This window comes from Candidatus Symbiopectobacterium sp. NZEC135 (assembly GCF_025962695.1).
The window spans coordinates 67,180-81,508 of sequence record NZ_JAGFPF010000007.1; the positions used below are offsets into that span (position 1 = coordinate 67,180).

A 14,329-nucleotide genomic window follows, 5' to 3' on the forward strand; every position below is an offset into this window, starting at 1 on the left:
AATCGCGGGTTACTGTCCAAACGCTAGGCGCTGACACGAACCCAGAAGGCGATCCGCCAGTTGAATGACCGTGCGCATTGACCGCACGCTGAACGCGGAGGAGAAGCGCGAGCGTATCGATCGCATGATGGGGCAGCGCAATAAGCTGTATCAACAGGCGGTGGAGCGAGTGCATCCGTATTTTGATGAGTAACTCATCCGAGTGCCATTTTCATCACTATAATCAGTGGTGGCTAAACAAAGACCACTTATTTGATAGGGACTCTGGTATGAAAAAAATAATAATTGCCGTTCTAACTACTTGGTGTTTATTGATGACGACGGGCAGTGTTTGGGCTCACTCTGGCGGCACCGATGCAAATGGCTGTCACACCAACCATAAAACAGGAGACTACCACTGCCACAATAGAAAATAGCCGTTAGCTCATCCGGTTCCTGACGCACATCACCAGCGTCAGGAATGCAATAAAGCCAATAATTCCTAAAATAATGCTTCCCTCACTGTTCAAATCCATACGACATTTCCCGGTGATCACCAACGCTGAAATCCCAAACGGCACGGCAAAAACGGATGCACGGTCATCATAACCGCAGCGAGAATCAAGCAAATAATGAAAGCAGTGGATGACATGAATTGTCCTTATTCTCAGGGGTAAAAAAGGGGCAAAACACCGTAATAAGGGCAAAAAAAGGGTAAGAATTGAGCAATAAAAGGTAGCTTAGTGGTACTAAGATGGGCTCTCTAATACGCTGATATATAGACAATAAATTGAAAATTTAAGTGTTTATATATCAGCATTCAGCTTGTTGAGGTTGTATTGTTGCTTTTGGTTCAGCGCCTGCTGTTGGTTAGGCGATAGCGCTTGATTACTTTGCTGTTCTTGATGCATGTCAATAGTGCTCGTGTGTCGCCTACGCAGGCGTGATGGTGCGAACGTTGCAGGGGGCAAAGTGTAGCATTAATGCGAAGGCGTTGTTGACCGGAAGGCGGCAGTCAGGCACAAAAAAAGCTGCCGTAGCAGCTTTTTCATATAATCAGGTGCTTAGAAAAAGCCGCCTTTCGGAGCATTTTCGAATAATTTGATATAAGAATCGAGGATGTCTTTAAAGAAAGCGCGAATTTTCATTTTTGACTCCGTATGCGTTAATCAGTTGGCGATATCTATTCTTGCCTTGTTGCTGTCTATAATATGACTCTCGTCACATAATGCAAGTTTTTTGTGATGTATATCGCAAATTTACCACATCGCCATTCCGCCCGTCGGGCAGAAAAATGATAGTGCGGATGGCGTGAGCTACCGTGAAACACAAACGGTATCAGCGTGAAAACCACAGCGTAGTGAGAACAAAAAACGTAATGAAAATAAAAATAAGTAATGGAGCCAATGAATGAAAGGGTATCAGTGGCTATTGGTCGGTATCGGCGCCGTGCTGGTAACCGCATGCAGCAGTGACAATCATCAGGCCGCGCAGAGCGAGGCCAATGCGCTAAGCCGGAATGAGACAGCATTACTGCTGAAAAGCAGCTCTCCGGCAGAGGTTAATTGTACATTGGCAGGCGGCACGATGGCGCAGTCTCGGCAATTAAACGGCAGTAATATCGGCACTTGCCAGTTAGCCAACGGTAAACGTTGTGATGAATCATCGTTACTGAACGGGATGTGTCCGGCGGGTTAAGTGTCTATTGCCCGCCGGTCAGGGTTATACGTCCAACAGATTAGGGCAGGACTCGCCTTGGGCGAGTTGCTTGATGTTGCTCAGGGTGGTTTGAGAAATACTGAGCAAGGCCTCTTCGGTCAAAAAGGCCTGATGACCAGTGAACAACACGTTGTGACAGGAGGATAAACGACGGAACACGTCGTCCTGAATCACATCGTTGGATTTATCAATAAAGAACAGGTCGCGTTCGTTTTCATACACATCCATCCCGAGCGCGCCAATCTTTTGCTGCTTCAAGGCGTCAATGGCTGCCTGTGAGTCAATCAACCCACCGCGGCTGGTATTGACGATCATCACACCCTCTTTCATTTGCGAAAAGGCATCGGCATTTAACAGATGGTGATTCTCCGGCGTCAGCGGGCAGTGCAGAGAAATGACATCAGACTGCGCATACAGCGTGTGCAAATCAACGTACTGCGCGCCCAACTCCAACGCCTGAGGATTCGGATAGGGATCGAAGGCCAACAGCTTCATGCCGAATCCTTTCAGGATACGCATGGTCGCGATGCCTATTTTCCCTGTGCCGACGATCCCTGCTGTGCGCTGATGCATATTGAATCCAATCAGGCCTTCGAGAGAGAAATTAGCATCGCGGGTACGCTGGTAGGCGCGATGAATGCGGCGGTTAAGGCTGAGCATCAGTCCAACGGCGTGCTCGGCAACGGCCTCGGGTGAATAGGCGGGCACACGCACCACGTTAATGCCTAACGCTTTTGCGGCATCCAGATCCACGTTATTAAACCCAGCGCAGCGCAGAGCGAGGGTTTTTACGCCTAACTGTGCCAGTTCGGTCAGCACCTCGCGGCCGCCGTCATCGTTGACAAAAATGCATACCGCCTGACTGCCCACCGCCGTTTTGGCCGTTTGCGCGCTTAACATAAAATCAAAAAACTCGAGCTGGTAACCAAACTGCTGGTTCGCTTTTTCCAAAAATTTACGGTCGTACTGCTTGGTGCTGTAAATAGCGATTTTCATCACGCGTCTCTCCGCAAGAATACTTCCGCTACGTTAGCAAGAAAACCAGGGCGAGACAAACCACCGACGGCCCTGTCGCGGTGGTTTGCTGAAAAATAAAGCACAGAAAAATCAGGTCATTATCTGCGCACCGTGCTGAATACAGAAACAGCATCTGCCATGGTGGAAATCTGCTTTTCCAGACAGCCGATCGCGGAGCTGGAGTGGGTGGCCAGCAGCGTGTTTTGGCGCGTTAACTCGTCAATGTTATTTACCGCATCAGTAATTTGATTAAGTCCGATGGATTGTTCCTGGGTTGCCAGACTGATCTGGCTCACCAACTGTGTGACCTGCTGCACCTGAGTGAGAATATTCCCCATCGAATCACTGGTGTGGTGTACCAGTTTGTCGCTACGGCTGATGTTATCGATGGTGGTATCAATAATGCTCGCAATGTCCTTGGCGGCGGTCGCACTGCGCTGCGCCAGCGTGCGCACTTCGGCGGCCACCACGGCAAAACTTCTGCCCTGATCGCCAGCATGCGCGGCTTCCACGGCGGCGTTGAGCGCCAGGATATTGGTTTGAAAGGAAAGATTGTCCAGCACGTTAATAATATCGTTAATCGCCTGACTGGACTGCGTCATGGTATCCATCGTGCTGGCAACTTGCTGCACCGCTTTTCCACCCACGTCAACGGCGCTGTTGGCATCCATTGCACACTGCGAAGCCATGTGGGAGGCGGTCGCGTTATGCTTGACGGTAGCGGTCAACTGTTCCATCGATGCTGCCGTATTTTGCAGGCTTTGCGCCGTATCCTCGCAACGCTGGCTTAACGTCAGGTTGTCATGAGCGATAGCACCGCAGGCGCTACGGACTTCCCTGAGTTGCCCGTTCACGTCATCCACAAAGGTGCGAAAATTCATGCCTGATTGATTGACGGCCCGCAGCAGCATGCCAACTTCATCGACACGATTTAATTGAAAATGGTTATCTGCCTGTCCCGAGGCGGAGTTAATAGCCTGAGACAAAATCTTTTCTAGCGGAGCGGCAATGTGTCGTACCAGAAACTCACTGGCAAGTAGGGTAGCAAAAAAGAAAGACAACAAAAAAACGGTGAGCGATGGGGTAACGGGGGTAGTCATGAATAAAGCGGCTAGCGTAAAAAGAAACAGCATTGAAAGGTAACTGCGAATACGCCAGCGCAACGGAATCACTTTGCCGATGCTGAGGAATTTGAGCGGCCCGGTAAAAATCAATATTCCCTGGTAAAGGGTTCTGTTGGTGAGTTTACCTTCATTCATGTCCCGATACAGCGCGCTGGTCTGTTGAATGTCCTCTTGTTCGACAGGGGTGCGCACGGACATGAATCCCGCCAATTCACCTTCTTTCATGAGCGGCGTAGAGCTGGCTTTAACCCAGTAATAATCACCATTTTTCCGCCGGTTCTTTACCACCGCAGTCCAGAGTTTTCCGGCTTGCAGGGTGCGCCACATATCGGCAAATGCCATGGGGGGCATATCGGGATGTCGCACAATATTGTGCGGCTGCTGAAGAATTTCATCGGCGCTGTAACCGCTGGCGGTAATAAAGTCGTCATTCGCGTAGGTAATATGTCCGGTCGGTGTGGTAACCGACATTAATTTGGCTTTTTTATCTAATGGATACTGAATGTCGCTTACAGGAAAGTTCTTTCGCATTTGCCAATCCTTTTCGTTAATGCCAATACGACAGCGATAAAGATTCGAATGATGACGACAATACACATAACCCCGCTCAGACTGACCAGAAAATGCCGGAAACCGTGAGGAGGCTAATGACTTTTTTGTGATAAGGGTGATACCAGATAAATAACAAAAAATGACCCTATTTATTATAGGCGACGTCCAGAATTTTGAAGGGCGCTACCACGTTTTTCGTGTGAGAAAAAAAGGCCGGATAGTGACCCTATCCGGCTGCAAAACGCAGGTTTAACGCGAGGCGTTGAAAACGGAAATGGCGCGGGTCATATCGGCAATCTGCCGCTCCAATTGATCGGTCGCGCTGTGAGACTGGCTGGCTAATACAGTATTTTGATGGGTCAACTCATCAATCTTGGTGACTGCGCTATTGATCTGGTTCAATCCGTGTGACTGCTCCTGCGTAGCCAGGCTGATCTCTTGCATCAAATTGGTGACACGTTGCACCTGTTGCAGGATGTTCCCCATGGACGTGTGGGTATGAGAAACCTGATGTTCACCGGCGCGGATGGTGTTGAGCGTCTCATCAATGATGGCGGCGATGTCACGCGCCGAGGCGGCGCTCTTTTGCGCCAACGAGCGTACTTCACCGGCTACCACGGCAAAACTTCGCCCCTGTTCTCCAGCATGTGCGGCTTCCACGGCAGCGTTCAACGCCAAAATATTGGTCTGGAAGGCAAGGTCATCAAGTACGCTAATAATATCGGTAATGCGTGCGCTGGACTGGGTGATTGCCGCCATGGTCGCAGACACCTGACCCACTGCCTCCTCACTGCTGTTGACCGCGCGATTGACATCCTGTGTGAAATGAGACGCTTGCAATGTGGCATCCGCATTGCTTTTAATGGTGGCGGTGAGTTGTTCTACGGATGCCGCCGTCTGTTGCAAATTGTCTTCGGTGTCTTCGCAGCACTGAGACAGCGTATGATTACCCTGTGCGATATCTCGACAGGCCGCATTCAGCGCTTGCAGGTTGCTGTTGACGTCGTCAACGAAGGTACGAAAGTTCAGGCCAGATTGGTTGACTGCTCGCATCAGCATACCTATCTCATCGACACGGTCCAGTTGTTCCATAGAATCTGCCTGACCGGCGGCGGCGCGCATCGCCTGCTGTAAAATGTGTGCAAGCGGCGCGGCTACTTGACGAACTAATAATTCGCACCCCGCGATGGAACTGGCAGCAAGCAGCCCCAGCCATAAGGGCGCAGAAGGGGTTGCGTGTAGGGCTGCGCCCGCCAGCGACAGGGGTAACAAACTGCACAGCAGAAAGCAGATACGTATACGCCAGCGCAGGGGTAAGGTTTTTGTCAGGTTTAACCATCCCCACAGGCCACGATAAACTAACAGACCCTGAAAAAAGGTTTGGCGCGTCAGTTTACCGCGGTTGACCCGGTCATACAGGGCTTCAGCCTGGGCGATTTCTTCTTGGGTGGCAGCAATCCGCACTGACATGTACCCCGTAAGCCGATCGCCTTTTTTTAACGGCGTAGTGCTCGATTTTACCCAGTAGAATTCGCCATTTTTGCGGCGATTTTTGACGATACCTGTCCAAATATTGCCCTTCTTTAGGGTGTCCCACATATCCGCGAACGCAGATGGCGGCATATCCGGGTGTCGGATAATATTATGGGGCTCCCCCATCAGTTCATCGGCGTGGTAGCCGCTTACCTGGATAAAATCTTTATTGGCGTAAGTAATAAAGCTACCGGGTGTAGTCACAGACATAAGCCGTGTCTCAGCGTCCAATGGATAGCGCTGCGAGAGGATGGGAAGATTTTTGCGCATGACATAGTCCTTTAAGTACAAATTCCGAGTACAGCGTGGCTCACACAAGAAACGCATTACCTAACCTGAATGCTGTAACCCGTGGCCGTGGCACTTTTATGCTTATCACCGTGCCTTAAGCCTGCGATGATTTTGGTGCTAAAGCATTGCAGCTTTTACACATAAGTAAATATTTTATCACTAATCTGTAAGTAATATGTGCGCTGAATGGTGCAAGGCGTGACTGAATGGGTTAATGAATGTTAATAATTAAGAACTGTGAACATGTCTGGACAGGTGAAGAAAACTGCTCCCGATCGGATTCCCAATGAGAAAGTGTCTGTTTGCCGCAGGGAGCGCCATGCTGCTTGTACTGGTTATCTGGTACACCTCACCCCAGTGGCTGGCTGCTGCGGCGAGGAGCGTATTGCCTGAAGGCGCTTCCTTTACGTTGAAATCGCGTCCTGTCTGGCACCAGGGTGTGAACACTGCGGGCGTGCGCATTGCGGTGGGCGACTGCGTGCTACTTGATGTCGATAACGTTCAGTTCGCGCGCGCGCAGCAGCGCTGGCGCGTGGACATTGATCGCTTCACGCTGGACACCACCTGCCTGCCAGCATCCTCCGCTGACGCCGAACCCGCGTTACTGGCACCGTGGCAGGCGCGGCTGTTCGCGGCTGACATTAACATCGGGCGTCTGGCGATTTTGCCGTGGGACAGCTATGCCGGGCAGGTGCATCTGGTGATTGACCGCCAACAGCAATCTTTGCGCTACCACAGTGAACTGTTATCGCTGACGGCAAAAGTGGAAGGTGCGCATTTTACGCTGGAGAGCGCGGAGTTCTCTGCACCGAATGTCGCTTCTCGTCTGGTGCTGCGCGGTGAGGCCGAACTGGCGGAGAGCGTGTCGCAGCCGCCGTTGCGTGGCGCGTTGCAAGGGCGGATGGAAAGCGGCAGTATCCCCGAGCCGCTCACATTGGCACTGAACTGGCAGGGAACGCAAGGGGTGCTGCATTTGGAGACGCAACATGACGACTCGCCACTGGTGTCGCTGCCGTGGAAAATGAGCCCGGATCGTATCGATATCGAAAACGGTGTCTGGCGCTGGCCTTACGCCGCACAACCTTTGTCCGGTAATGTCTCGATGACCCTGCACGACTGGCGCGATGGTTGGCAGCAGACGCGCATTGATGCTCGCTTGAATATGCTGACGCAAGGGCATAACGGCAGGGCCAACGCCGTGCTAGTGCTGGGGCCGGGGCGATTGGGGTTAATCGACAGCGCCTTACGTTTTCAGCTTACCGGACAGGCCAATCTGGCCGACATCTCGTTGAGTGCTACCATTCCCGGCGAGATTCGCGGTTCTGTTCTCAACCCAACGCTGGCGCTGCTGCCGGGATCGCTACTGCGTGCCTGGGGGCGACCGTCGGCGCAGACAGTGCTGGACGAGGCGCGCTGGCCACTGGCCGGTGTGCGCGTGAATGCCAACGGCGTGAATGGCCGGTTACAGGCGATCGTCCGCGCGCAGGATCGCTACTGGGGACGCATTGCACTGCACCTGGATGGGCAAGCCCAAGATTTCTGGCCGGACAAGGGGCGCTGGCAGTGGCGCTATTGGGGCGAAGGACGGCTGCCGCCGCTCGGGAGTCAGTGGGATGTCGCCGGGCATGGCCGCTGGGAAGATTCGCTTATCACGGTTGAGCAACTCTCCAGTGGGTTGGACCAGTTGCGCTATGGTCGCGTGCTGGCACACCAACCGCGTTTAACCCTGACTGCACCCTTGCAGTGGCAACGTAAAGCCGGGGAGGAACATTTCACCGGTGCATTGCACTTGACCTCGCAGCGGGTTGATCTGGGGGAAGGCGGATACCTTCCTCCCTCGCAGTTGCTGTTTAGCGTCGAGGGGCGTAGCCCATCGAGTTTCCAATGGCAGGGCGATCTCAATGCAGAAGCGATTGGCCCGGTAGCACTGCGTGGCCGCTGGGATGGTGAACGTCTGCGTGGTATGGGATGGTGGGCGGCACAGCCGCTCACCGTGTTTCAGCCACTGCTGTCGCCAAAACTGAACATCAACGTCCGCTCGGGGGAATTTTATGCGCAGGTGGCCTTTTCAGCTGCGCGTCAACAGGGCTTCAGTGCTGGCGGGCACTGGGTGGTGAAAAATGGCAGCGCCTGGCTACCGGATGGGGAAGTGCGCGGCGTCAATTTTGTCTTGCCGTATCGTTTTGCGCAGCACCAGTGGGAATTCGGTGTCAGGCACCCCGTTACGCTGCATATCGACAAACTGGTCAGCGTCTTCACCATGCAGGATATTCATCTGGCATTGCAGGGCGCGTATCCTTTCAGTGAGCGCAATCCTCTGATTTTGTCACAGGCGGAGATGGGCGTGCTCGGAGGGCGAGTCAGTCTTTCTGCGCTGCGATGGCCGCTGCGCGATCCGGTACTGTTCACCGTCGAGGGGGTTGACCTGAGTGAACTGGTGACCGCACTGAAGATAAAGCAGTTTGCGCTTTCAGGAAAAATGAGCGGCGTACTGCCGCTGGATTTCACCGACCCGAACAAGATGATTACACGCGGACAGCTGCGTAACGACAAGTCACTCACGCTGCGTCTTGACCAACAGTTGGCCGATGAGCTGGCGCAACGTAACATGGCGCAAGGTGCCGTGGTGAACTGGCTGCGTTATCTGGAAATCAGCCGTGCTTATGCGTCTGTGGATATGACGCCGCAAGGTGAAATGGCGCTGATGGCGCATATTGAAGGCAAGAACTCGACGCGTAGCAGCCAAAAACCGGTCATACTTAACTACCGCCACTGGCAGGATCTGAACCAGCTTTGGCAAAGCCTGCGCTTTGGCGGCACCGTGCAGGACACATTAGAGCAACGAGCCAATGAACGAGAATAAATTCAGGAAGTTAGGCAGTGCGCGCACGCGACGTCATTCCGTCTGCGCGCCTTACGCAGTTGCAAGCCTGCTGACGTTGTTGCTGGCAGGCTGTGTACCGCGCATTGAGGTGGCTGCACCGACCACACCGATCACCATCAACATGAACGTTCGGGTGGAGCATGACATCACTATTCGTGCTGATAAGGACGCCACGCGATTGCTGGAAACCGGTAACAACGCGGCGGCGGAGGCGGTGAGTGAAAGCGCCAGCCGGGTTGAAACCACAACCCGAGAACAAACGCGTGCACAAACGGTGGTCACGCCTGCGGCAGCGCAGGGGCGCTGAAAGCAAAAAAAAAGCGCGTCGAAAGACGCGCAGTAGCTAGCCAAACACACAATATTGAGACAGGGTAGTAATGATGAATCTGGGGGCCTGATGGCGTATTCGCCATCAGGGAGCGGCATGAAAAGGTTACGCTGCCGCCAGTGAAGAAAGCTGTGCTTTTGCCGTTTTGGTCGCTTTCTGAGCAACGTCTGGGCCGTAGCCGTAACCTTCTGCAAACACAAATTCCACGTTGGTAATGCCGATAAAGCCCAGGAACAGACGCAGGTACGGTTCCAGCAGGTCAGACGGGGTGCCTTTGTGAATGCCGCCACGGCTGGTCAGCACGATAGCGCGTTTGCCTTTCACCAGACCTTCCGGGCCTTGTTCGGTGTAGCGGAACGTCACACCGGCACGGGCAACCAGGTCAAAATAGTTTTTCAACTGGGTCGGGATATTGAAGTTGTACATCGGTGCAGCCAGTACCACCACGTCATGCGCCTGCAATTCTGCAATCAGGGTATCAGACAGTGCCAGTGCTTCTTGTTGACGCGGTGTCAACGGCGCATCGGAAGGACGCAGTGCGCCCACCAGTTCACCATCCAGCACCGGAATCGGATTGGCTGCAAGGTCACGCACGGTCAGGGTATCGTTCGGATGCGCGGCTTGCCATTCGGCAACGAAGTGATCCGCCAGTTGGTTTGACTGGGAATACCCTGCCAGAATGCTGGATTTCAGAACTAGTACTTTGCTCATTGTGTCATTCCTTTTCTCGTTTGGATGGGGTACGTCTTGTCATTGCCCCCGGATGACTAGCATCTTATGCAGTGTACCAACAGGTTGAAAGTGCAATATTTCGAGGGCATTGTTCGATTTTATTGAACAAGAGAAAAAAGGCAGGGTGATAACAGCCGCGCTGGCATGTGATAACATGCCCGCCGAATGATAAAACGCAGGTGCAGAGGCAGCCTGCGTAGCGCGTGCGCGATATACGTTTGAGGAACAGGATTGTGACATCACCCCTTACAGCATTGTCATCTCAGTTGGATGAGCTCATGTTGCGCGACAGGTTGCGCCTGCAACGCCGTTTACAGGGGGCGGCGAAAGTGCGTAACTCACAGGCGCAAGCCGCTATTGCGCAGGAACTGGGGGTAGAGATCGCTACGGCGCAAACGCGCGTTGCGCTGCGTCGGGCCAGTTGTCCTGCCATCAGCTACCCACCCGAATTACCGGTAAGTCAGAAGCGTGACGAGATTTTACGTGCGGTACGCGATCACCAGGTGGTGATCGTTGCCGGTGAAACCGGCTCGGGCAAAACCACCCAGTTGCCGAAAATCTGCCTGGAACTGGGGCGTGGCGTCAGAGGTATGATTGGTCATACCCAGCCGCGCCGTCTGGCCGCGCGCGCCGTGGCGGATCGCATTGCCGCCGAGTTGGACACGCCACTGGGTGGCTGTGTCGGCTATAAAGTGCGCTTTAACGATCAGGTGGGGGAAACGTCACTGGTGAAGTTGATGACCGACGGTATCTTGCTGGCTGAAATTCAGCAAGATCGGTTATTGATGCAGTATGACACCATCATCATCGATGAGGCGCATGAACGTAGCCTGAACATCGATTTCATTCTGGGTTATCTGCGGCAACTGTTGCCAAAACGCCCGGATCTCAAGGTCATTATCACGTCGGCGACCATTGATCCTGAGCGTTTTTCGCGCCATTTCGGCAATGCGCCGATCGTGGAAGTGTCAGGGCGTACCTATCCGGTGGAAGTGCGCTATCGTCCGGTGGTCGAAGAGGCCGATGACACCGAACGCGATCAGCTACAGGCAATTTTTGATGCCGTTGATGAACTGAGTCGCGAAGGGCCGGGGGATATTCTGGTATTTATGAGCGGTGAGCGGGAGATTCGTGACACCGCTGATGCGCTCAACAAGCTGGAGTTGCCGCACACTGAAGTGGTGCCGCTCTATGCGCGCTTATCCAATCAGGAACAGAACCGCGTTTTCCAATCCCACGCCGGGCGGCGCATTGTGCTAGCCACCAACGTGGCGGAAACGTCGCTCACGGTGCCGGGTATTCGTTATGTGATTGACCCTGGCACGGCGCGCATCAGTCGCTACAGTTACCGCACCAAGGTTCAGCGCTTGCCGATTGAAGCCATTTCGCAGGCATCGGCCAACCAGCGTAAAGGTCGCTGTGGTCGCGTGGCTGCTGGGGTTTGTATTCGGCTCTATTCGGAACCCGATTTTTTGTCGCGTCCTGAATTTACCGACCCGGAAATCTTGCGCACCAATCTGGCATCGGTCATTTTGCAGATGACATCACTCGGGCTGGGCGATATTGCCGCGTTTCCGTTTGTTGAAGCACCGGACAACCGTAATATTCAGGACGGTGTGCGTCTGCTGGAAGAGCTGGGAGCGATCGCTACCGCAGAGAACGGCCACTATCGGCTGACGCCCTCAGGGCAGCAGTTGGCGCAGTTGCCTATCGATCCGCGTCTGGCGCGCATGGTGCTGGAAGCCAGCAAAACCCGCTGCGTGCGGGAAGTGATGGTGATTACTGCGGCGCTGTCGATTCAGGATCCGCGTGAGCGGCCACTGGACAAAAAGCAGGCATCCGATGAAAAACACCGGCGCTTTGTTGATAAATCCTCCGATTTCCTCACGCTGGTCAACCTATGGAACTACCTGCGTGAGCAGCAGCAGGCGCTCTCTTCCAGCCAGTTCCGTAAACAGTGTCGCAGTGATTACTTAAGCTACCTGCGTGTGCGTGAGTGGCAGGATATTTACACCCAACTGCGCCAGGTGGTGAAAACCCTGGGTATCCCGGTTAACAGCGAACCTGCGGACTATCTCAGCGTACATTGTGCCTTGTTGACCGGTATGCTTTCCCATATCGGTCAGAAGGATGTCGAAAAGCAGGAGTTTACCGGCGCGCGCAATGCACGTTTCGCGTTGTTCCCCGGGTCAGCGCTGTTTAAAAAGCCGCCTAAATGGGTAATGGTCGCAGAACTGGTGGAAACCAGTCGTTTGTGGGGGCGCATGGCGGCCCGTCTGGAGCCGGAGTGGATTGAACCGGTTGCACAGCACCTGATTAAACGCAGTTACAGCGAACCGCACTGGGAAAAAGCGCAGGGCGTAGTGATGGCGCAGGAGAAAGTCACGCTGTACGGCTTGCCAATTGTGGCAGCGCGTAAGGTTAACTACAGCCAGATTGATCCGGTGCTGGCGCGTGAACTGTTTATCCGCCATGCGCTGGTGGACGGAGATTGGCAAACGCGGCACGCTTTCTTTCGCTCGAACCTCAAACTGTTGGCGGAAGTGGAAGATCTCGAACACAAATCGCGGCGTCGCGACATTCTGGTCGATGATGACACGCTGTTTGCGTTTTACGATCAGCGCATCCCGCACGAGGTTATCTCTGCCCGTCACTTTGATAACTGGTGGAAAGCCGCCAGCCGCGTAGACGCAGACCTGCTCAACTTCGAAAAAAGCATGTTGATCAACGAGGGGGCGGAGAAGGTCAGTGCACTGGATTATCCCAATTTCTGGCATCAGGGTGCGATTAAACTGCGTTTATCCTACCAATTTGAACCCGGTGCTGATGCGGATGGGGTCACGGTGCATATTCCGCTACCTATTCTTAATCAGGTGCGTGAAGACGGGTTTGAATGGCAAATTCCCGGTCTGCGTGAAGATCTGATCATTGCCTTGATCAAGTCCTTGCCCAAGCCGCTGCGCCGCAATTTTGTGCCGGCCCCTAACTATGCACAAGCCTTTCTCGGGCGTGCCACGCCGCTAGAGCGTGGGCTGCTTGAATCGCTGGAGCGTGAATTGCGCTTGATGACCGGCGTGACCGTACCACGCGAAGAATGGCAATGGGAACAGGTGCCCGATCATCTGAAAATGACATTTCGCGTGATCGATGAAAAAAATCATACGTTACGCGAAGGCAAAGATCTGGCGACGCTGAAATCCCAGCTCAAAGAGAAAGTGCAGCAGACTTTATCCGCCGTTGCCGATGATGGGTTGGAACAGCAGGGGCTGCATATTTGGAGTTTTGGCTCCCTGCCGGAACGCTATGAGCAGAAGCGCGGCGGTTACTCGGTGAAGGCTTATCCGGCATTGGTGGATGAAAAAGAGAGCGTCGCAATCCGGGTATTTGATACACCGGAGCAGCAGATGAATGCGATGCGCCACGGCCTGCGTCGCCTGCTCTTGCTCAACATCCCGTCCCCCATCAAATATTTGCATGAAAAGCTGCCGAATAAAGCCAAGCTGGGGCTCTATTTCAACCCCTATGGCAAAGTGCTTGATCTGATCGATGATTGCATCGCCTGCGGCGTTGATAAACTGGTGGCGCAAGCGGGAGGTGTAGTATGGGAGGAGGCTGCGTTCCAGCAGTTGCATGAAAAGGTGCGCGCGGATCTGAACGAAACCGTAGTGGATATTGCGAGGCAGGTGGAGCAGATCCTCACTACCGTTTTCGCTATCACTAAACGTCTGAAGGGACGGGTCGATATGGCGCTGGCGTTGGCGTTAAGCGATATCAAAGCGCAACTGAGTGGCTTGGTTTATCGCGGCTTTGTCACTGATGTTGGCTGGCAGCGACTGCCTGATGTCTTGCGCTATTTGCAGGCGATTGAGCGTCGGCTGGAAAAATTGGCACAGGATGTTCACCGCGACAGGGCGCAAATGTTGAAGGTGGAGCAGGTGCAGCAAGCGTGGCAGCAGTGGTGGCACAAGGTGCCTGAAGCACAGCGCGATGATGACAATGTGAAAAATATTCGTTGGATGATTGAAGAACTACGCGTCAGCTACTTTGCCCAGCAACTGGGCACACCCTATCCCATTTCGGATAAACGGGTGTTGCAAGCCATGGAGCAGATTGTGTTGTAAGCGTCAGCGGCGTATGGCTAAGTGAAAACAGCGGGCGGAACGGAAAACG

General features: G+C 53.6%; 9 protein-coding genes and 1 pseudogene. 6 read left to right on the top strand and 4 right to left on the bottom strand.

Annotation, left to right across the window (positions count from 1 at the left end):
- Positions 1-64: 64 nt before the first annotated feature.
- From J5224_RS06370 to J5224_RS06375, 3 genes are all read left to right on the top strand, one after another.
- Positions 65-193, top strand: coding sequence for a DNA repair protein (locus J5224_RS06370; protein WP_264624551.1), 129 nt, complete (start codon positions 65-67; stop codon positions 191-193).
- A gap of 121 nt (positions 194-314) precedes the next feature.
- Positions 315-416: a YHYH domain-containing protein gene (locus J5224_RS35535; protein WP_319802420.1), complete on the top strand. Its 102-nt coding sequence runs from the start codon at positions 315-317 to the stop codon at positions 414-416.
- A gap of 973 nt (positions 417-1,389) precedes the next feature.
- A complete protein-coding gene (locus J5224_RS06375; RefSeq protein ID WP_264624552.1) occupies positions 1,390-1,677 on the top strand; it encodes a DUF333 domain-containing protein in 288 nt (95 codons plus the stop codon).
- A 24-nt stretch (positions 1,678-1,701) separates the two neighbouring features.
- Here J5224_RS06375 and J5224_RS06380 read toward each other — a convergent pair whose 3' ends face one another.
- From J5224_RS06380 to J5224_RS06390, 3 genes are all read right to left on the bottom strand, one after another.
- Positions 1,702-2,694 carry a 2-hydroxyacid dehydrogenase gene (locus J5224_RS06380; protein ID WP_264624553.1) on the bottom strand — a complete coding sequence of 331 codons (993 nt, stop codon included), beginning with the start codon at positions 2,692-2,694 and terminating at the stop codon, positions 1,702-1,704.
- A gap of 119 nt (positions 2,695-2,813) precedes the next feature.
- Positions 2,814-4,370, bottom strand: a complete 1,557-nt coding sequence (locus J5224_RS06385) for a methyl-accepting chemotaxis protein (RefSeq protein WP_264624554.1) — start codon at positions 4,368-4,370, stop codon at positions 2,814-2,816.
- Between the two features lie 270 nt (positions 4,371-4,640).
- On the bottom strand, positions 4,641-6,194 hold the full coding sequence (locus J5224_RS06390; RefSeq protein ID WP_264624555.1) for a methyl-accepting chemotaxis protein: 1,554 nt from the start codon (positions 6,192-6,194) through the stop codon (positions 4,641-4,643).
- Positions 6,195-6,534: 340 nt separating this feature from the next.
- Here J5224_RS06390 and J5224_RS06395 point away from each other — a divergent pair, with 340 nt between their 5' ends.
- Both J5224_RS06395 and J5224_RS06400 read left to right on the top strand, forming a co-directional pair.
- Positions 6,535-9,078 (top strand): YdbH family protein, encoded by a 2,544-nt coding sequence (locus J5224_RS06395; RefSeq protein ID WP_264624556.1) that lies wholly within the window; start codon positions 6,535-6,537, stop codon positions 9,076-9,078.
- A pseudogene (locus J5224_RS06400) lies at positions 9,065-9,289 on the top strand (YnbE family lipoprotein); the annotation flags it as partial. The gene J5224_RS06395 and the pseudogene J5224_RS06400, both read left to right, overlap by 14 nt.
- Before the next feature lie 243 nt (positions 9,290-9,532).
- Here J5224_RS06400 and J5224_RS06405 read toward each other — a convergent pair.
- Entirely contained in the window at positions 9,533-10,138 is a 606-nt protein-coding gene (locus tag J5224_RS06405; protein ID WP_264624558.1) for an FMN-dependent NADH-azoreductase, read from the bottom strand.
- Between the two features lie 254 nt (positions 10,139-10,392).
- Between J5224_RS06405 and hrpA the strand changes: the two genes are divergently transcribed.
- The gene (gene hrpA, locus J5224_RS06410; protein ID WP_264624559.1) at positions 10,393-14,280 is read left to right on the top strand and encodes an ATP-dependent RNA helicase HrpA; all 3,888 of its coding nucleotides are present in this window, start codon (positions 10,393-10,395) and stop codon (positions 14,278-14,280) included.
- Positions 14,281-14,329: the final 49 nt, after the last annotated feature.